Source organism: Parabacteroides merdae ATCC 43184 (genome assembly GCF_025151215.1).
GTDB lineage: Bacteria > Bacteroidota > Bacteroidia > Bacteroidales > Tannerellaceae > Parabacteroides > Parabacteroides merdae.
Genome location: NZ_CP102286.1, coordinates 4,211,891 through 4,232,852, shown reverse-complemented (window position 1 = coordinate 4,232,852; position 20,962 = coordinate 4,211,891). Strand labels below are relative to the sequence as shown.

General features: G+C 43.1%; 12 protein-coding genes. 7 read left to right on the top strand and 5 right to left on the bottom strand.

Annotation, left to right across the window (positions count from 1 at the left end; genetic code table 11):
• Window positions 1–10: 10 nt before the first annotated feature.
• The 3 genes from NQ542_RS17115 to NQ542_RS17105 form a co-directional block, all read right to left on the bottom strand.
• The gene (locus tag NQ542_RS17115; RefSeq protein WP_154647508.1) at window positions 11–178 is read right to left on the bottom strand and encodes a hypothetical protein; all 168 of its coding nucleotides are present in this window, start codon (window positions 176–178) and stop codon (window positions 11–13) included.
• A 72-nt stretch (window positions 179–250) separates the two neighbouring features.
• Window positions 251–1,462: a glycoside hydrolase family 88 protein gene (locus NQ542_RS17110; RefSeq protein ID WP_005637385.1), complete on the bottom strand. Its 1,212-nt coding sequence runs from the start codon at window positions 1,460–1,462 to the stop codon at window positions 251–253.
• A gap of 7 nt (window positions 1,463–1,469) precedes the next feature.
• A complete protein-coding gene (locus tag NQ542_RS17105) occupies window positions 1,470–3,398 on the bottom strand; it encodes a heparinase II/III family protein (RefSeq protein WP_005637387.1) in 1,929 nt (642 codons plus the stop codon).
• A 1,109-nt stretch (window positions 3,399–4,507) separates the two neighbouring features.
• On the opposite strand from NQ542_RS17105, the gene NQ542_RS17100 reads away from it, so the two are divergent.
• The 4 genes from NQ542_RS17100 (at window position 4,508) to NQ542_RS17085 (ending at window position 12,535) form a co-directional block, all read left to right on the top strand.
• Window positions 4,508–7,711, top strand: coding sequence for a SusC/RagA family TonB-linked outer membrane protein (locus NQ542_RS17100; RefSeq protein WP_005637393.1), 3,204 nt, complete (start codon window positions 4,508–4,510; stop codon window positions 7,709–7,711).
• Window positions 7,712–7,745: 34 nt separating this feature from the next.
• A complete protein-coding gene (locus NQ542_RS17095) occupies window positions 7,746–9,461 on the top strand; it encodes a RagB/SusD family nutrient uptake outer membrane protein (RefSeq protein WP_005637396.1) in 1,716 nt (571 codons plus the stop codon).
• A gap of 97 nt (window positions 9,462–9,558) precedes the next feature.
• Window positions 9,559–10,995: a sulfatase gene (locus NQ542_RS17090; protein WP_005637398.1), complete on the top strand. Its 1,437-nt coding sequence runs from the start codon at window positions 9,559–9,561 to the stop codon at window positions 10,993–10,995.
• Window positions 10,985–12,535 carry a sulfatase family protein gene (locus NQ542_RS17085; protein ID WP_005637400.1) on the top strand — a complete coding sequence of 517 codons (1,551 nt, stop codon included), beginning with the start codon at window positions 10,985–10,987 and terminating at the stop codon, window positions 12,533–12,535. The genes NQ542_RS17090 and NQ542_RS17085 overlap by 11 nt, the downstream gene beginning before the upstream one ends.
• A gap of 101 nt (window positions 12,536–12,636) precedes the next feature.
• Here the strand turns inward: NQ542_RS17085 and lacZ4 are convergent, their stop codons facing one another.
• Together lacZ4 and NQ542_RS17075 are read right to left on the bottom strand one after the other, a co-directional pair.
• A complete protein-coding gene (lacZ4, locus tag NQ542_RS17080) occupies window positions 12,637–14,673 on the bottom strand; it encodes a beta-glucuronidase LacZ4 (protein ID WP_005637401.1) in 2,037 nt (678 codons plus the stop codon).
• 186 nt (window positions 14,674–14,859) lie between these two features.
• Entirely contained in the window at window positions 14,860–17,427 is a 2,568-nt protein-coding gene (locus tag NQ542_RS17075) for a TonB-dependent receptor domain-containing protein (protein WP_005637405.1), read from the bottom strand.
• A gap of 182 nt (window positions 17,428–17,609) precedes the next feature.
• On the opposite strand from NQ542_RS17075, the gene NQ542_RS17070 reads away from it, so the two are divergent.
• From NQ542_RS17070 to NQ542_RS17060, 3 genes are all read left to right on the top strand, one after another.
• Window positions 17,610–18,245 (top strand): SagB/ThcOx family dehydrogenase, encoded by a 636-nt coding sequence (locus NQ542_RS17070; RefSeq protein ID WP_005637407.1) that lies wholly within the window; start codon window positions 17,610–17,612, stop codon window positions 18,243–18,245.
• 1,064 nt (window positions 18,246–19,309) lie between these two features.
• On the top strand, window positions 19,310–19,885 hold the full coding sequence (locus tag NQ542_RS17065; protein WP_005636964.1) for an RNA polymerase sigma-70 factor: 576 nt from the start codon (window positions 19,310–19,312) through the stop codon (window positions 19,883–19,885).
• Between the two features lie 120 nt (window positions 19,886–20,005).
• Entirely contained in the window at window positions 20,006–20,932 is a 927-nt protein-coding gene (locus NQ542_RS17060; RefSeq protein ID WP_005637414.1) for a FecR family protein, read from the top strand.
• Window positions 20,933–20,962: the final 30 nt, after the last annotated feature.

Genomic DNA, 20,962 nt, shown 5'->3' with positions numbered 1-20,962 from the left:
ATTAAATATATCAATCCTTCCTATAATATCGTACCTGCCCCACTTTCATCTCCACCGGCAAAGCCAAAGAATCGACTTCGCCAATACAAGCTCCACCCAACAACATATCGATCAGCAAATAATAGGGTTTATCGGACGGAAACTCTCCTTGCCGGTCCCGATACGCGCGGATAAGCAAAGTTATGAATATTATATAAAAAAGAAAAATGATAAGGGAAATAGATATTTAAGCATAATGCATACTCATTAATTAAAGACCTTTCTCGATATCCCGTTTACGTTTTAATGCTTCCAGATAATAGTAATCGGCATAGTTCAATGGGACGTCTATTTCCGAATTGTGAGGAATGCTGCCAACAGAATGCATCAGCAGGAAGTTTCCATTTGTGCCCAATGCAGCCCGATAGGCCGGAGAAGAAAGTGAAACCATGATACTGTCGGCATACATTTTATAGCCGGCTGCATCCGGTACATCCATCGTACTGATCTCATAAAGCGCGGAAGCGATACAGGAAGCCGTCGATACATCGCGTGGTTCGTTCGGGATATTCGGAGCCGACATATCCCAGTAAGGAATCAGATCTTCCGGCATATTCTTCAAATTCTTCATCATTGTGAAAGTTTTCAATGCCTGATCCAGATATTTACGGTCTTTGGTTTCACGATAGCATACCGCATAACCGTAGATAGCCCATGCCTGCCCGCGACTCCAGATAGATTCGTCGGCATATCCTTGTGCCGTCTGGCGATGGCGCACTTTACCATCCTTGATACTGTAGTCAATCACATGGTAACAACTTCCATCCGGGCGAAAATGTTCCTCCATGGTACGATCGGCATGCGACACCGCAATCTTATAGAAAGAAGAGTCGCCGGACAGACGCGTCGCTTCGAACATCAGTTCCAGATTCATCATGTTGTCAATGATAACCGGACATTCCCAACCCCGTTCAGACTGCCATCCACGTTCCACATCCCACGACTGGATAATCCCGGCAGCCGGACGGAAGCGGGTAGACAACGACTTGGCAGCCTGCACCATCACATCTTTATAAGAAGGCGTCCCTGCCAGTCTCAAGCCATTCCCGAAACTGCAATTTACAATAAATCCGATATCATGATGCCAAGTCAGGTTTTTGGCTTCCTCTATGGCATCCGTATATTTGGCGGCCAACGGCAGCAACGTGCTGTCGCCCGTCAGTTCATACAAATACCAGACAGATCCGGGGAAAAAGCCGCTCCGCCAATCCGCATAACCACAATAATAGACAGAACTGTCTGTCTTAAGCGTCACCGGATTCAAGCATTTCCCACTCGCTTCGATCACACCGATCTCATTCCCTATTTGTGCACGGGCAAAATCGATATTCTCGTCAATAAAACTTTTTTCCTCTGTTTTAGGGGCACCTGCACAAGATAGCAGAAATGCCGAAAAAGCAAATGCAATCAAATTTTTCATCATGTACCAATTATTTTATTGTTGTTATTGTATAAGTATAGGAGCCGGAAAGCGGCTGCTTATTAGCGTTCAACGATATCCGGCAGACCTGTTCGCCCCAAACATTCGACAAGCGAGGATCGTCCAGGCGGATCGTTTCGACAGTCGGTGTAAAGGCGCTCTTATTATACGTCATCCGGACTTTCTCACCATTCACTTCAACCGTGACTACTCCCGGAACCGACACATCCACCTCCCCCCAAGTGAGGAAATTGACTTGATTCGGTTTATCCGCCTTGTCCAAAGAGAACGAATCTTCTATTTTCAGGGAGTTCTTTCCCAACTGGTACGAACGGACCCATTTTTTTACATTTGCCTCTGCCGGATAAGCTGTCGCAATATTTGCAGAGAAATACATACGTCTCGAATCAAAGTGCACATCCGTAGCCCTAAATTCCGAACCGAACTGCTGTGGCACACCGTTCACCATAGGCAGGTTGTGATAATTACTCTGCATTGTCCAGATTGAATAGCGTTCGGAACTGAAGGTCTGACGGGTATAGGTCCCGACTCCGGCATCGATAAAAATAGGCGTCGTATTCAAGTAAAGGGAGAAGGTCCCTGCATCGTTATGATTATGGCTTTCATTATTATAGCCTCCTTTCGTTGCCACGAAAAAGCCATTCTTGTTGGTCATATAGCAAAATTCGGTTTCCGGATACCAGGAATAGCCGGGAGCCTGATAATCTGCACTCATTCCTTCCAGTTCTTCACGGGAGAGCAAGGTTTGGAACAGACGGAAAGGGTCACCGGAAGGAATACCGTCCTTATCAGAAAGACTCTTGAGATAAGCAGCATAGTTCATCATAAGAGGGCTTTCGACTGCTTTCCCATACCTGAAAATGAGATCGGCATCCCCTCCTCCTTTGGCAGAAGCATCGGCAAAGTTGACCACCCAGCCGTTCCCCACATAAGAGCGGGCAATATATTCACCCATATTCTTAATGATAGGCTGATCGAATACGGAGACTTTACCACCTGTCCCGTCAGAAAGCATCTGCAGATAATCGTACATCTTTCCAGCAGCATGTCCCCAATAAGAAGGGCCTTCCTCGCAACCTCCGTCTCCATGCGTATAATTGATGAAATGATCCACGGAAGTCATCGTCCGGTAAACCGCTTTTGCCAATTTATCCCGATCATTCTCAAGCAGGAAGAAACATTGCAGCACATTGAAGTTACACCACGGATTCCAGTTATTCACCAATCCGCCAGGCTTCAGGTTGAACGCCATCCACCAGAAATGATCTTCATTCATATAGGTATCGAGGATGCGGACCTGTAATTCATGCCGCAGCCTTTTTGAAATCAAAGGATTTACCTTATCGAACGAAGGTTTCAGGTAATAATAAATCCAAGACAACTGGGAAGCAAGATTTCCTGAACCCAAATCAATCACATGTTCTTCATAGCTCGGAAAGCATCCTCCGACCTTCTGTAATCCCAAATGGGCCGACAATGCCCAGCTCGTCATTTCACAACTTGCAAAAACACCATTGATAATCTGATCGACAAAGCGTCCCTTCCCTTCAGCCATCTCTGCCATGAACAGACTTCCGAGTGCGGAATTGTTTTTACCGAACGGACTCTCCATAATCGCCCGGTCACCACTTCGTCCGAACTCCAGATAATCGGTCGCTTTCACAACCTTCCACTCATAATCCAGATAACTTTCTCCTTTCCGGATATACTTTTCTTTATAATCACCGAGGAGTTTATCCCAACCGGCCCGGTCAGAATAATCAGGATACGGCACCCACTTCTGCTCCATTATCAACGCGGATTTGACTTTCTCAAAATCGACCTCTTTTTGCAACAAGTCGCGTTTTTCATACGCGTGCAAGTGTGCGACTGTCCAAAGCAACAGGCACACGATTGTGATGAATCGTTGTGTTCTCATAGGTATTATTTTTCAATATCGCAAAAATAGAGGTCCCCTCTATGAGAAAGAGACATATTCATCCAATTCATGTGCACGGATTGTCCAAAAGCGGAAATTTAAGGTGTTTCCTGCCACATTATAATTCTCATCCTCCAAAACCGGAACCTTGCATTTTTCTATATGCACCTTTCACAAAAGAGTATTTTTATCGTAGTTCTTCAAGAACTATGATGAAAACGTTGCAAATTTAGATGTTAATAATGTGTATGAATGTATATTTTTATCCATTTGATATGCACTAATCTTCCAACGGTGAGTTTTTAGCAATGTGTTAAATGTCTATATATTAACATATTGTGATTTGCATGTTTTGTATAACATATAAATTAAGCTTAATTGGCAATATATTTATTTAGAATTCAGTTTGTAATATTCACATAGGTATACATTGAAGTGTAAAAACGATACAGCTAAGGCAAATTCTCATAGTTTGGCAGATATGAATCATAAATGATGATTTATCATCATGATAGTTCAACATGGATTTCCGATTCAGCTTCACCCGTCTTTGATACCTTTTGATTGTCATGTCATACAAGGGTGAAGGCAGATATCCGGACTGCCTTCACCTCAAAAATTTGCCTTCACTCTGTCTCGTCCTGATTTGGGTTGGTCATGTTCCTCTCGGTTTCACATCTATATAATTAAGTGAAAAACAAGGAGACTACAATATTGATTAATAAACAAATACACAGGCATTAACAGCTATTACTACCACTCCTTACCTTTTTGACTAAGGGCGAAAAGGTTTTTGACCAGTGTCGAAAAGGCTTTTGACCTTGGTCGAAAAGGTATTCGACTAAAGGCAAAAGGTCTATGACCAGGCTGTTTGACAACAGAAACATACCCATTGTCACTTAATATAGAATCTTCCGAGGCCGACCTGGTCTCTGATGAAGGCAAACATAAGCGGTGAAGGCAATTCGCGGATGATGGCGAAACGCCATAGTCCTTGAAGAACTTAGATCAGTAACACACTTTTGTGAAAAACACAATTGAAAAAACACAAAGTGCCTATTTAGAGAAATGAGAATTATTATCAATTTATTAATCAATCTGGTGTTATTATGACAAAAGATTTTAAACGCTTTTATGTATCGAGAGCGATGTTCCTGGGAGCTACTATGTTCCTGGCATCAATCGGAATGGCCTCCGCTAATCCTTCTACCGATACGTTTGGCTCAAATGAGCCGAATCCTGTTGTAGCTTCTCCTCAACAGGCAAAACACACTATTAAAGGTGTGGTAGAAGATCAGTTTGGACCTATTGCAGGTGCAAACGTGGTGGAAAAAGGGACAACTAATGGAACTATTACCGATATGGATGGTAATTTTTCTCTTGAAGTCGCGCCTAACTCTATTTTAATTGTTTCATTTATCGGATACAAAGAACAACAGATTCCGGTAAATAGCCAGAAAACCGTTACTATCAAACTTACTGAAGACTCACAAGCATTGGAAGAAGTTGTAGTTGTAGGTTATGGTACGCAGAAAAAAGTTAACCTGTCTGGTTCTGTTACATCCGTTAATGTCAGTGAAATGGCAGAAAGCCGCCCATTGACAAACATTTCAACAGCTTTGGCCGGTACTGCTCCCGGTGTGCAAATCACGTCCAGCAACAATATTCCGTCCAATAATGGAGATGCAGATATTAAGGTGCGTGGTCAGGGTACTTTGAACAACTCTTCGCCTCTGGTCATTATCGACGGTGTGGAAGGCAGCCTGAATAGTGTCAGCCCGCAGGATGTCGAAACAGTCAGTGTCTTGAAGGATGCGGCTTCATCTGCGATCTATGGTTCCCGTGCAGCCAACGGTGTTATCTTGATTACGACTAAATCCGGTAAATCCGGTAAAATGAAGTTGGATTATACGGGTTATGTATCTTTCCAAACGTTGGATAAGCCTTATGATGTAGTTTCCGATTATGCAAGCTATATGGAATACCTGAATGAAGGTATGACCAATAGTAATAAGCCGGCTCCTTTCTCTCAGAATGTGATCAATCTTTGGCGTGAAAAATCGAAAGATCCGAACGGATTGAACGAATATGGCATGCCTAACTATCTGGCTTACCCGAACAGTGACATTTTTGATGTCTATGAAACAGGTGTTTCTCATCAACATAATCTGTCTGCATCCGGCGGTTCAGAGAAGATTACCTATTACACCTCGTTCAATTATCTGAATAATCCGGGTATCCTTGAAAATTGTGGCTATGAGCGCTTTAGTCTCCGTGCGAATATTGATTCTCAAATTAAAGATTGGTTGAAGTTGGGAGTTAATCTAAGTGGATATACCGCAAATACGACACCTGTCAGCGAAAATATCAAAGATATTTATACTTATGGTTTAACTGGTGGAAATCCGGGTATTGCATATTTGGATGATCAAAACAGATTAGGTATCAATGCAAATGCGGAAGACGATCCTCAAAATGCAACGAACAATCCTTATAATCGTCTGAGAAACACGACTGGTAATGTCCAGACAAATACATTGAAAACCCGTTTGTATGCCATTCTGACGCCATTGAAAGGTTTAACGATTCAAGGTTCTTATACTTATGATTATTATGATAAGTTTAAAGAGAGCAAACCTAATTTTGTTCCGATGTATAACTTCCAAACGAATACTTTATATACGGACGGAGTGGGACAAACCAGCATTTATAATTATAATGAAAAGACTTTCAGAAACTTTATGGATGCGACTATACGATATGAACGAAACTTCTTTGATGATCGTTTGAGTACGAACTTGATGGTCGGAGCCAGCCAGGAACAGTATAAACGCCAATATTTCAGTGCAACACGCAAAGATCTTATTGATCCATCATTGGGTGTGATCGACGGTGCAATCGGTGAATCTTCTTCAACCGGTAATATTACAGAATGGGCTATGCGTTCTTACTTCGGACGTCTGAATTTAGGATGGGACGACAAATACTTGTTTGAAGCAAACTTACGTGCAGATGGTTCTTCGCGTTTTTTGGCTGATAACCGGTGGGGGTATTTCCCGTCTTTTTCTGCAGCATGGCGTATCTCTGAAGAAGAATTCATGAAGAATATCAGTTGGTTGGATAACTTGAAGATCCGTGCTTCATACGGTTCACTGGGGAACAACACGTTAGGCTCTAACCGCGATAACGATGGCAACTATACTTCACAATCTTTGTATGCACAAACGAACTATGTCTTGGCTCGTGCAGTGGCAATGGGATTGTCGCAAACTGCTATCGCGAATGCAGCCTTGACATGGGAAACTACTTATATCACAAACGTCGGTCTTGACTATAACGTTTTAGGAAACCGTCTGTCCGGAAGTATTGAATTCTTTAACAAGAAGACGGATGGCATCTTGATCGACCTTCCTGCCCCGATGGTACACGGTAATGCTACCATCCCCAAGCAAAACGCAGCGCAAGTAACCAATAAAGGTCTTGAATTCTCTGCAAACTGGAGTGACAGAGCTGGTAAAGATTTCTCTTATAACATCGGATTCAACTTTACCTATATCAAAAATAACGTGGATAAGTTCAAAGGGGATGATCCTTCTTATGATGGTGCAAGAATGTTGAAGGAAGGCCTGCCTATCTGGTCGTTGTATGTTCGCGAAGTAGATCGTATTGTTCAGACAGATGAAGACTTGGCTTTGGTACAGTCTATGTTGGATAATCCGGATGTGAAAGGTAAAGTTGTATTCCCATATGGAACCCCGCAAAAAGGTGATATCCTTTACAAGGATTTGAATGGTGACGGTTTGGTAAATGATGACGACCGTGTTGTTGTCGGTAATGGTAAAAACCCGACATTCACATATGGTATGAACTTGGGATTCAATTGGAAAGGCATCGATTTCTCTGCTCTGCTCCAGGGACAAGCAGGTATAAAAGATGTATATCTGAGTGCCCTGTATAAATCAACAGTCCGTCAGGGCTATCAGTTGAACGCTGATATAATCGAAGGACGTTGGTACGAAGGCCGTACAGATGCGAAATATCCCCGTCTGTTGGACTATAGTGATACGCGTAATGAGCAATATTCTGATTTTTGGGTGGCAAGCAAAGCTTATCTGAAAATACGAAATATTACGTTGGGATATACATTGCCTTCGGCATGGACAAAAGTTGCCTATATGGATAGAGTCAGAATCTACGGTAGTTTGGAAAACTTCTTTACATTCACAAAGTGGAAAGGATATGATCCTGAAATCGACGGCATTACATATCCGACAATGCGACAAGCCGTAATCGGTGTCAATGTAACATTCTGATCATGTTTGTTGAATTTATAAACAGAATTATAAGATGAAAAAATATATTATGCCTTTTTTAGCAGCACTCTTGGCATTGACAAGCTGCTATGATTTAGACAGGGCTCCTTACGACCAGTTAAGTTCTTCAACCTTCTGGCAGACAGAGGATCAATGTAAGTCTGGTTTGATGGGGGTTTATGCGTCCCTAAAAAATACTGATTTGTATGGCAAGATGTTCATGATTGACGTGAATTCTGATGTTGCCGTTGGTTATGACCAGTATGAAGCTCTTCAATTGGGTACTTGTACACCACGTACCGGCTTCTTGAATGGCAAATGGCAGAACGGTTACAATGCCGTCCAGCGTGCCAATCTGGCTATTCGCAGCATTGGTGAAGCACCCATTGCCGAAGACGCAAAAAACAAAATGTTGGGGGAAGCCCATTTCTTACGTGCGTTGATCTATTTCCATCTGATGGACTATTTCGGAGGGCTTCCTTTGTATGACGAGACAACAAACCTGGAACAGGATTTCAACAACTTGATGAAACCCAGAAGTTCTGCAGAAGAAACACGGGCGTTTATTATCAGTGATCTGGAAAAGGCTCTGAATTCAGGGCTGCCTGACAAATGGGATGATGCTAACTATGGCCGTGTAACATTGACAGCTGTCCAGGCATTGCTCGGCAAGGTGTATCTTTATAATAAGAACTACGAAAAGGCTATTGAAAATCTTGAAAAGTCAACAAACGGGCACGAACTGTACAGTAATTTTGCAGATCTGTTCAACCTGACTGGCCATACAAGTTCTGAAATGATTTTCTCCATTATCAATTTGGGAGGTACAGGCAATGACTATGGTATGCCATTGTGTTTCTATGCCGGTACTCGTAATTCTTACGGTAGCTGCTGGAATAATACGTTACCTTCTGTCAACCTGGTGGATATGTACGAATACAAAGATGGACGCCCGTTTGATTGGGACGAATTGTTTCCTGGTTATACGACAGATAACCAGGTTCGTGAACGAGTATTCAGATGCACAGTCGATGATGCCGGTGCCGAAATTCTGGACAGACCGGTCGAAGCGGATAAAGTATTGGAGATGTGGGACCAGCGCGATCCGCGTTTGATGGCTACGGTTATTGCTCCTTATACTACTTATCTGGGATGGAATCGTAATGAGGAGCGTCTAATGACATTCATCTTTGCAAAGAACCAGAAAGGTGATGTTGTGGCAGTAAATGAAAATAATGGTTTCATGCGTAATAATAAAGGGGGTTGGGAAACTTATTTCTGGAGAAAATTTGTTCCCGAAGGTGACTGGAACGGAGCTATTACGAACCGTGAACATACACCTGTCAACTTTCCGATCATCCGTTTGGCGGACGTTTATCTGATGTTGGCCGAATGTTACAATGAAATAGGGAATCAGCCAAAAGCTGTCGAATATATCAATAAAGTCCGTGCCCGTGCCGGCATTGCTTTGTTGAATAGCGGTCCTTCTTATCTGGCTGCAAATAGCAAGGATGAAGTGTTCCAGCGTATTTTCCGTGAAAGAGCTTATGAATTAGCCGGTGAAGGTATTCGTGACAGCGATTTGCGCCGCTGGAAATTATCCCATACTTTATTAAACCGTGAAGAATACGGTATCACCGGTAAACGGTTGTTGACGCGTGTATTCCGTGAAAATCGCGATTATCTGTGGCCGATTCCTGCTACTGAAATCGAAATAAATGGATCTTTAGAACAAAATCCGAACTGGTAATAGTTTTTTAAGATTTTTAGAAGTTACTTTTGTGAAGGGTTCGGCCTTTCCGAAAGTAACTTCGTTTTTTTGTATAATCTGATATCATATTAATATTATGTATAAACGCAATCTTATTTTGACAGGTTTGGCCGTTACGGCTTCTATAAATGTTTGGTCACAACAGAAAACGAATCACGACAGACAAAATATTTTGTTTATCGTTTGCGATGACCTTCGCCCAGAGTTGGGCTGTTATGGCCGGAAGCAGATCAAGTCTCCGAATATTGATCGATGGGCGACACAGAGTGTATTATTTGACCGGGCGTACTGCAATATTGCTGTCTCCGGAGCTTCCCGCGCAAGCCTGTTAACCGGATTGCGTCCGACAAAAAATCTGTTACAGACTTGGAATGCCCGTACCGATGTGGATGTTCCTGACGCAGTTACCATACAGAAATGTTTTAGAGACGCCGGATATATAACGATCGCAAACGGAAAGATTTATCATCACCAGGATGAGGCTTCCATGAAATATTGGGATGATGTCATGCCTCCCGTGCCTGGTACGGCAATGGGATATCATTCGGATGAAAACTTGGCTTTAATGCAGAAACAGCAAAAAACAGGCAAAGGCCGACGCGGGTATTTTTATGAGCATGGAGATTTTCCTGAAAAGGACTATCTGGATTGGCAAATCGCTGATAAAAGCATACAGGATTTGAAAAAACTGAAAAAGCAGGAAAAGCCTTTTTTCCTTGCCGTAGGATTTATTCGTCCTCATTTGCCTTTTGTTGTGCCTCAGAAGTATTGGGATATGTACGATCATTCTGAAATTGAGATTCCTGAGAATTATATATTAAAATCAGGAAACAATATCCCGGAACGTGCTTTGACTAATTGGTCCGAGTTGAGAGCCTATAGCGGTATCCCGGAACAGGGACCGTTGGATGAAGAGACTGCCAAATTAATGATACATGGTTACTATGCTTCTGTCTCTTTTGTGGATGCACAGATCGGTCGGCTGTTAAAAACCCTGGAAGAAGAAGGACTCGATAAAAATACGACTGTCGTATTGATTGGAGATCATGGGTGGAATTTGGGAGAACATGGTACTTGGTGCAAACATAGCATTATGAATACCTGTTTGCATTCGACTCTTATAATCAATTCTCCTGAAATAAAAACACCACACCGTTGTGAACAAATTGTGGAATTTGTCGATTTATATCCGACCATGTGCGATGCTGCCGGAATCGAACGGCCTGCTCAGTTGGAAGGGACCAGCCTGCTTCCTTTGTTAAAATCACCGGAGGCGAAAACAAAGGGGTATGGGGTTTCCCGTTGGGCAAACGGTTTCACTTTTATACAGGATCAGTATTTTTATACAGAATGGAGGGACAAAGACGAACGGATCATAGAACGGATGTTATTTGATCACTCGAATGATGGAGATGAGAATTATAATGTGGCAGGAAAAGAAGAGAATAAAGCGATTATAGAAGAGTTAAGCAAAAAGCTATTGGAGAATAGGGGGGATAATTATGAAAAATAAAAGTCGCTACTTCTATTTAAGTAATTTGATTATATTCTCCTTACTAGGATGTAAAACACAAAAATCAAGTACTCCTAACGTCATCTACATCTTTCCAGACCAAATGCGTAACCATGCGATGGGTTTCTGGAAAGAGGCAGGATTCCGGGATGCGGTGAATTTCGAGGGAGATCCGGTGCATACGCCTAATCTGGACCGGTTTGCGAAAGAATCTGTTGTGCTGACTTCGGCCATGAGCAACTGCCCGCTGAGCAGTCCGCATCGGGGAATATTGTTGACGGGGATGTATCCGGAACATAGCGGAGTACCTCTGAACTGTAATGCCAACCGCCCGATCAGTTCATTGCGCGAAGATGCGACCTGCATTAGCGACGTGTTCAGCCAAGCCGGATATAACTGTGCTTATATCGGGAAACTGCATGTCGACTGCCCGACTCCCAATGACCCGGAACGTCCCGGAAAATACGTGGAAGACCGTGTTCCGGCCTGGGATGCCTATACGCCGGCAGAACGCCGGCATGGTTTCGATTACTGGTATTCGTACGGGACCTATGACGTCCACAAGCATCCGCACTATTGGGATACCGAAGGCGTCAAGCATGAGATAAACGAGTGGTCGCCCGAACATGAAGCAGACAAAGCCATCTCCTATCTGCGGAATGAGGGGAACGTACGGGACCCTGAAAAGCCGTTCTTTATGATGGTCAGCTTCAACCCGCCTCACAGTCCGTACGCCTCACTGGAAGATTGCATGGAGGAAGATTACAACTTATACAAAGACCTACCGCTGGACAGCCTGTTGATTCGTCCGAATGCGAACCGGGAAATGAAAAAAGCACCATCCGTACGTTATTACTTTGCATCGGTGACAGGTGTCGACCGGGCTTTCGGACGAATACTGGACGAACTCGAAAAACAGGGATTGGACAAGAACACCCTCGTTATTTTCTCTTCCGATCATGGAGAAACCATGTGCAGCCAAAATACGGACGATCCCAAAAACTCACCTTATGCAGAAAGCATGAACGTCCCGTTCATAGTTCGTTTTCCTGAAAAAGTAATACCTCGGATCGACAGCGAACTATTGTTGTCTTCTCCTGATATCATGCCGACCATACTCGGACTGTGCGGTCTGGAAAAACAGATTCCGGCCACTGTGGAAGGGCGGAATTATGCGGGACGTTTTACAGGAAAGGATTCTTCCGTCCCTTTGCGTCAGGGAGCCTTGTACATCAAAAATATCGATGGGGAAAAGGATGCCGATGGAAAAGTCATTTCTTATTTTCCGGTGTCGAGAGGGATCAAAACACATCAATATACCATGTCACTCACAATCGACCGAAAGACAAAAGAACTCAAGGACATCCTTTTGTTTAATGACCTGGAAGATCCGTATCAGATGCAGAATCTCCCTTGGCAGGAGAATAAGGGAATCGTATCCGACTTATGCAAACAGATGGTTCCCTTGCTGAAAGAAGCAGACGATCCGTGGTATAAAGAACAAATACTGAAAGAGCTGATCCCTTACGGGAAGGAATAAAAAAGGGGAATGTCAAAAAAAGAAATCTCTCTCTTGTCGGGGGATTAATTCCCGACAAGAGAGAGGAATTTTGGCACCTCCCTTAAAAATTCTAACTATTATTATTTCACCGTCCAGACCACCTTATCATTCACTGGATTCTTCTTTTGGGTGGAACGAGCCTCTATCGTATTCTCCCCATCCTGCAGAGCAACCCCTTTCCACTTGAATGTCGCATATTCATCCGGCTTCTGCCGGCCGAGGCTTTTTCCGTTTACAAACAATTCGACTTCTGGTTGATTAGAAAAGATCATGATGTCCGTAACAGCCAAGGAACGGTCGCGGTGGCGGCGGTTCGTGATGTAAACAAACGGTTCCTCGGTATTCCAGTTTGCCTTATAGAAATAGAAAGCATCTTTTTTCACCTTGCGGTCGAAAGTCACCAGCCCTTTGTCATTGATACCGGGACGATCGCCTTCCACACGATGAGCCGCACCGAAGTCAAACAGGTTCCAAATGAAAGAACCCCAGACGAACGGACGTTCCGCCAATGCTTTCCAGTTTCCGATATGATAATAAGTCTGGTAATTCTCCGGATGCCACCAACCGGAAGCAATCCCCCGTTTCACGGAATCCTGCTGATGGTAGATGCTCGCCCCTGCCCCATATTCGCTGATGGCAATCTTATACTCCGGATGTGCCTTATGATTGGCATCCAGCCATTTCCTCATATCGGAAGGAGAACCGCCATACCAACCGAAATACTGGTTCCAGGCTATCACATCAGTCACCTTATTTATATCATCGTCGTAAGAAAGGAAGCTGGCAGATGTTGTCAGGCGAGTCGGGTCCTCCTGATGGGCCAGGTCGTTCAATTCCTCGATATACTCGGTCGGATTGTCTCCGATGGTCTTCAACTCATTGAACAACCCCCAGAAACAGATCGACGGATGATTATAATGCTGGCGAATCAATTCTTTCAACTGCTCTTTCCCGTTCTCCCGGAAAGAAGGCTGGTTGATGTAGCCCTGGTCCTGGTATCCGCCCGGCCCGATCTGCGGAATTTCAGCCCAGGTGACAATTCCGTATTTATCCATCAGGTCATAAAAGTAAGTCGCTTGCGGATAATGAGCCAGACGAACGGCATTAGCCCCCATCTCGACCATAATGGCCGCATCTTCATCGTGATGCATTTTATAAAGCGCATTTCCCCTTTCCGCCCGATCCTGGTGGCGGCATACTCCTTTCAGTTTCAGATGTTCCCCATTCAGAAAGAAACCTTTCTCGGCATCCACATGATAATAGCGCAAGCCTAATGGCTGTACAATCCGATCTATTATTTGACCCTCGGAAAGAAGAGATATTTCGGCCTTATACATGAACGGATCTTTACGGCCATTCCAAAGACGGGGATTTCGGATTGTCAAATCCATTCCGGTTGTAGCCCAGTCATTGGCATCCACCGTGACTTTTATATCCTGCTGTTGGACAAGCTTGTCGTCCTCCCAGATCTTGATGTCCACTTTTACGGGTTGCACCTTCGCGCTTCCGTTAGAGACGAGCACTTTTGCCTTCACATCGGCCTGCTCTTTCGTCACTTTATTCTGAATCAGATAGACACCAGGAGAAGCATAGTCGGTGAGTGAGATATTAACCGGGTCCGTTATGATCAGATTCACATCCCGGTAAATACCTCCATAGAAATTAAAATCGCCGACTAAAGGCATGACGTCCTGCTGCAAGGCATTGTTGACCTTCACCAATATCCGGTTGTCGGCATCATATTTCACTTTATCGGTAATCTCGAATACAAACGCGCCATATCCGCCGCGATGTTCGCCGATATGCACATCATTAATAAAAACATTCGCTATTGTATTGACTCCTTCAAAACGCAGAAAGAGACGTTTGCCTTTCCATTCAGGTTTTACAAACAGCGTTTTGGTATAGTTACCCATTCCACGATAGTAATCCTGCTTGCCGGAAAGGGCATCGCCACTGTTCCAAGTATGGGGCAGGTTCACCCGTTCTTCACTTTTAAACTGTACCTGATGGGAAAAACGAAACATCCAGTTCTCGTTCAACAGGATTTCTTTACGCGTAGCAAAGGTTGAAGTGCTGATAAAAAAGAGTATCAGACTAAAGATCGTGTGTTTCATGTTTACAAAATTCTTTATATACGAGCCAAAAGTAGGTGATTGGCGGCAGAAAGACAGGCACAATTTGTCTAATTGGATGGATAGATTTGTCCGAGAGCGGAAATTTAAGGAGAGGTTTATGATTTATGAATTCTGATTTATGATTTATTAGAAACCCATAAATCATAAATCAGAATTCATAAATTTCTACATTGCCTGTTCACCGCCACCGGCGTTATTGCCTTCTCCACCGCCTTTAGTATCGTCGTTGCTGATACCGCGGCGCACTTTCTTGATCTGGCCTTTCATCGTACCGAAACGGTAAGAGACGCTCAAACGGAACTCACGGGCATGACGCCAAGTAGTAGAACGGTCCACAAAACCTTCACCTGTCGTAGTCGATTCCATCTTCATGGTTTTCCAGAACGGGTTCTGTGCACCCAAAGAAACGGAGAGTTTCTTTTTCAGGAAATCCTTACTGATATTCAGACCTGCAAAGTAGAAAGGAGATTGTTTTCCCTGCAATTGAATCCACGGACTGAAATAACCACCATGCAAATTAATACGAAAATCTTTCGGCAAATTAAACTGTGTCCCTGCAAAGATTCGGCCAGCCACACCATCCTTTGTCAGTCCCAATGACTTTTTGCTGTCGATATTCGTATAATCCAACCCACCGTTCATATAGATACGGAACAGAGGAACCGGATTCCAACTGCCATACAGGAACAATCCGACCTGCTGACGTTTTCCCATATTTCCATAAGTGCTATAAGAAGCTCCGTTATATTGAGAAAGCGGATCGGATTCCGGGAAGTTGGCAATTATTGTATATCTTTCAATCGCATTATTAACAAATGTATAGCTCAAACTTGCATTTATACTGAACTTCTGTGCAAACTTACTAAAGTTGAAGTTCACATTATTACTCTTTTCCGAATCCAGATTCGGATTACCTTGCGAGATACGCTGCGGGTCGATGTTATTCAAATACGGATTCAGATACCAGATCCCCGGACGCTGGATACGCATATTGTATCCTAAACGTAACTGTGAAGACATGTCTAACTGGTAAGTCAATGTCGCATTCGGGACAACGTCAAAGTAATTTGTTTTGAAGTTTTCTTCCGGCGCCTTGGCAAACTCCGCATTCAAGCTGGTTCCTTCCGCACGGACACCTGCTTTAGCCCCGAATTTATTGAACTTGACCATATATCCCAAATAAGCGGAATAAATATGCTGAGTATGACGGAAGTCACTATTACGCTGCGAAATATCCTGCCAGGCATTTAAAGAATCCTTCACCTGTTCCAATGTATTACTCTTGCTCTGGCGATTTATATATTTCACACCGGCTTCCAATGTCTGATCTTTAAACAAAGGAGTCGTATAATCGACCTGTGCCGTGTGTTCCGTCGTTGAAGCATCATTAATATTCCAGTTAGGATAGCGGTAAGCCTGGCTATAAACCCCTTCCAGATCTTCAAGCCGGGAATGCCCTTCATTGTCATTGGGGGATTGGCTGAAGCGGTAGGACAAAGTCAGCAATTCATCCTTCTTACTGGTTGAATGCTGGAAATCGACATTGACGTCTGTAGAGCCGAATGTTCCTTTTGAATCCGAATAACGTTTATAAGAATACATCGTTGTCGGTTCCCCATTTGTCAGATCGGTCCGATTGACCTTATCCGCAATCAATTCGGAGAGATTAGTTGATTTTCCCCGGAACAAATTGACACCTACACTTAATAAGTTCAACGTATCGATCTCATAGCTACCTTCCAAATAACCGTATTGGAACGGCCCTTTGTTTTTGCTGCGTCCATGCTCATTCAACAAAGAAGACGGACGGGTAAAAGTCTCGTCACCCTGCTGGTATTTCGCTTCTTCCTCATCTCGCATCGAATAGGTATCATTCCAGGGGGAATTACGGTAGTTATAGCCATAATTCGCAGTAATACCGAACTTTCCTGCCTTCATCGAAACATAACCACCGCCACCAAAGCTACCCAGCGTACTGGCATTGGCACGAATCGTTCCCGTATATCCTTGCAATGCGTTCTTGGTCGTAATGATATTGATAATACCTCCAACCCCTTCTGCATCATACTTGGAACCAGGATCGGTAATGACCTCGATGTTCTTGATCGAGCTGGCCGGCATACTTTTCAATACATCGGATGCGTTGTCGCCACTCAATAAATTGGAGGGTTTGCCATTCATATAGATTTTATAATTGGAAGATCCTTTCAACTGGATTTTATCCTCGCCATCCACCGTGACCATCGGAACCTTACGGAACATTTCCAACGCATTGCTGGTTTTAGCTTCCGGGTCGTCTTCCAGGCTATAAGTCAATTTATCGACTTCCACCTTCACCAACGGCTTTTGGGCTGTTACGGTAACCTCTTTTAACTGCTGCGTATCGTCATGCATAAACAACTTACCGAAATTCACGACTTTCTTGCTCTCCGACAATGTAAATGTTTTCTTGGCAGGCACTTTCCCTAAAGATTCCATTGTCATCACATACTTACCCGGCTTGTTCATCGTTGCCGTAAACTTGCCATCATCATCACAAGCCAACAATTTCACAGGATTCTGCGGTGCGGAAGCCAAAGCTATCCTCAACGTGGCATAAGGTACGGACTCATTGGATAGAGAGTCGACTACTTGGCCCTTAATTGTAAAGGCGGCTGATCCACCTCCGGTTTGCGCAAACACTGACGCAGACACAAATAGTATCAGCATTAAGTAGAGTAGTTTTTCTTTCATTAAATTTGAGAATTTAGATATTATCGATTATACATTCACATAAAAACAGTTGCAAATGTAACTTTATCTACGAGCCATTCGTAATTTTACAGTTTAAAGAATTGTAAAAGTTGTATTTTGGTGTTCGATTTCTGCATATTTCACCTATTTTTGTTGAAACCAATCATAAAAAGAATAAGTTTATGAGAAAATTATCATTCATTTTTGCATCATTATTACTCGTCGTCACCATGTATGCACAAGATCTGAAAGCAATCAAATTAAGCTCTCCGGACAAAAACAGAGGCAGTTCCATTATGAAAGCGTTATCCGACCGTCACTCCGACCGGGAATATGCAGCCAAGGAACTCAGTTTACAGGATCTATCGGATCTATTATGGGCAGCAAACGGGATTAACCGCCCGGACGGAAAACGAACGGCTCCCTCAGCGTTGAACAAACAGGATATCGACATTTATGTCATTATGAAAGAGGGCGCTTACCTGTACGATGCCAAGGCAAACAGCCTGCAACCTATTGCTAAAGGAGATCACCGGGCCGCTGTTGCCGGCAGTCAGGATTTTGTCAAATCAGCCCCAGTCAGCTTGGTACTCGTTTCCGATCTTTCACGCTTCGGAAACATTGCCGACCACACCAAACTGATGGCCGCTGTCGATGCCGGCATCGTTTGCCAAAACATCAATATTTTCTGCGCAGCCACCGGTCTGGCAACCGTTCCCCGTGCCACGATGGACCAGGCTGCTTTAAAACGGATCTTGAAACTAACGGACAGCCAATTGCCAATCATGAACAATCCGGTGGGATATCCACGTGAATAAAAAGCGTTTGTTATTTTCTCTATCATAAGCCTTCATTGATTATCAAACGATTATGGTGAAAGATGAAAGATAAAAGGCCTTTTGGCAAAACTTTTAGAGCCTGTTTAAATTTTGCATTTGTTGGTTGTGAGAGTTGTATTGAGGATGTTTTTCTGTAGGAGATGCCGTCTTTTTTGTTGAAACACGTGACTTATTTTGCTTCAAACAGGCAGAAAAAGTGCCGAAGATTCCCGTTTACAGGCTTTTTACACCCGGATGTGAACGGTCTTGACACCCGAGTGTGAATGATATCGAGACCCGGGTGGCAATGGGTTTATCTTATTATGTTATTGAAAATAAGTCATGTGAAGAAGAATCTTGGACAGGCGGTTAGTGATAGTATGATAGATGGAATAGGCATCCGTCATACCTACTATCATTGCTTGTATCTATTGATATTCAATTGATAAAAGGAAATTAGTGATAGTATGACAGTTGTTTTTCAAAATAATCCTATAATGCAATAAAGCAGGCCGATGAGGGCTATGCAAAATTTATTTCAGAGAAATTTAAACAGGCTCTTATGATTTCGAATTAAAAAACGCCACCTTAAAGGCGGCGTTTTTTAATTCATTTTTCATAAACTTTTACCAAAAGCTGTTTTTATCTTTCATCTTTCACCATAAACGACTGATAATCAACAATGACTATTTTTCAACAATAACCCTATTGGTTACGAATGCTAATGCATAGCTTTACAACTCGCCAAACAGCTCGGTTGGCCTCCGACCCTGACAAACGATATATCTGCCCGCCTTCCGCGTTGTCGACAATTAAGAATGTACAAAGTTGATAATATAATGAGAGGATTGTGACCTTAGTACTAAGGGAACTATGGTTGTTTATCTGACAAAAATAAGTAAAATTCTTTTTCACAGTCGGTAATTTGAGGGGACAAATATAAAAAACGTCATTTTTTTCTGCAAACAACTATTCACCGGGTGAAAACAAGTACCATTACCGTCCTAATCTCCCCCACAAAATCCATAGTTCCCTTAGAACTAAATCCATTCGAACAACACATCATGGATGAGAAAGCGGACATAAAACGATTCAATAATATTTTCGTCACCCATCGGGACCGATACATTCGGTTCGCCTATTCTTACACATATAATCAAGAAACAGCAGAAGACCTGGTGACGGAAAGCCTGATGTATTACTGGGAGAACCGGCATCGGTTAGAAGAAGTCAAAGACATACCCTTATATATATTAGTCACCCTAAAAAACAAATGCCTGGATTACCTTCAACGTGAACGAACCTGGAATAACATCGCTGAAAACTTACTGTCCAACAAAGAATGGGAACTACAAATGCGCATCTCCAGCCTGGAAGCATGTGAGCCGGAGACATTGTTCAGCAATGAAGTACAAGAACTTGTCAACCAAGCACTGGCCAAACTACCGGAAAAGTCCAGACATATTTTTATCATGAGCCGATACGAAGGGAAAAACTACCAAACAATAGCCAAGGAAACCAACCTTTCAGTGAAGAGTATCGAATTCCATATCAGTAAAGCTCTGAATTTACTACGCAAAGAGTTAAAAGACTACCTTCCTTGTCTGCTATTTGTGGTGGACTTCTTTTATACTCCCTAAATATTTTCACGTTAACCAGACAGTGAAAATAAACCCTCTTGCCAAGAGATAAAAAATAGTTCGTTTTCCCTTTAGGGTATTTTTCCTCCCGTTCGCCCTTAATAATAGAAACAGGAAAAAATGGAACAGAAGTTACTACATAAAATGTTTAACGGAGAGGCCACAGATAACGAGCTGACTCAGATCCGCCAATGGGTAAATGCCGATAAAATGAACAGAGAAACTTTCTATCATGAACGTGCCCTGTTCGACGCACTCCAATTAAATGCTTTTCAAAAAGGAAATCATGTCCGCAAGCAGTCCGTACCACTCTGGAAATGGATCGGAAGTGCTGCCGCTGCTGTTATCGCCCTATTCTTATTATATAACATTCCGGTATTCACCACTAAAAGTATCCAGCCAGAAATAGCGCTCAACACAATTAAAGTTCCTGCCGGACAACGGGTTGAAGTAACGCTTTCAGACGGGACTCATATCTGGCTGAATGCCCGGTCGGAATTTTCTTATCCGGCTTCGTTTAACGGAAATACAAGAGAAGTCCGTTTAAAAGGAGAAGCATTTTTCGATGTAGCCAAGGATAGAAACAAAAAGTTTATTGTCAATACAGGCCGCTGCGAAGTGGAAGTCTTAGGAACACAATTTAATGTGGAAGCCTATAACGAAAATGAATTTTCCACAGCCCTCATACAAGGCAGCGTAAAAGTTACCGACAAATCACAGCCAGACGAATCAGTTGTGTTAGAACCCAATAATACAGTCAGTCTCAACAACGGAAAACTGACGGTCACTCCCATCACCGACTTCAATCCATATAGTTGGAAAGAGGGACTTATCACTTTTAAGGATATCAATTTCAAGGATTTGATGAAGGAACTTGAGAAAAATTTCGGTATCCGAATAATTATCGACAATCATACGCTCGACAATTATGCATGTAGTGGGAAGTTCCGTATATCCGACGGGATTGAGCAGGTGTTGAGAGCTTTACAACAAGATGCTCACTTCACCTTCGAGCGAGAGAGCGGAACTGAAATTCGCATTCAATAAACAATTAAATAGATAAGCCTATGAAAAGGA

What these genes read in the sequence shown, in the direction of transcription:
- NQ542_RS17070 (WP_005637407.1), top strand. Translation starts at nt 17,610, where the DNA reads ATGAGAAAATTATCATTCATTTTTGCATCATTATTACTCGTCGTCACC.
- NQ542_RS17105 (WP_005637387.1), bottom strand. Translation starts at nt 3,398, where the DNA reads ATGAGAACACAACGATTCATCACAATCGTGTGCCTGTTGCTTTGGACA.
- NQ542_RS17090 (WP_005637398.1), top strand. Translation starts at nt 9,559, where the DNA reads ATGTATAAACGCAATCTTATTTTGACAGGTTTGGCCGTTACGGCTTCT.
- NQ542_RS17100 (WP_005637393.1), top strand. Translation starts at nt 4,508, where the DNA reads ATGACAAAAGATTTTAAACGCTTTTATGTATCGAGAGCGATGTTCCTG.
- NQ542_RS17095 (WP_005637396.1), top strand. Translation starts at nt 7,746, where the DNA reads ATGAAAAAATATATTATGCCTTTTTTAGCAGCACTCTTGGCATTGACA.
- NQ542_RS17085 (WP_005637400.1), top strand. Translation starts at nt 10,985, where the DNA reads ATGAAAAATAAAAGTCGCTACTTCTATTTAAGTAATTTGATTATATTC.
- lacZ4 (WP_005637401.1), bottom strand. Translation starts at nt 14,673, where the DNA reads ATGAAACACACGATCTTTAGTCTGATACTCTTTTTTATCAGCACTTCA.
- NQ542_RS17065 (WP_005636964.1), top strand. Translation starts at nt 19,310, where the DNA reads ATGGATGAGAAAGCGGACATAAAACGATTCAATAATATTTTCGTCACC.
- NQ542_RS17060 (WP_005637414.1), top strand. Translation starts at nt 20,006, where the DNA reads ATGGAACAGAAGTTACTACATAAAATGTTTAACGGAGAGGCCACAGAT.
- NQ542_RS17110 (WP_005637385.1), bottom strand. Translation starts at nt 1,462, where the DNA reads ATGATGAAAAATTTGATTGCATTTGCTTTTTCGGCATTTCTGCTATCT.
- NQ542_RS17075 (WP_005637405.1), bottom strand. Translation starts at nt 17,427, where the DNA reads ATGAAAGAAAAACTACTCTACTTAATGCTGATACTATTTGTGTCTGCG.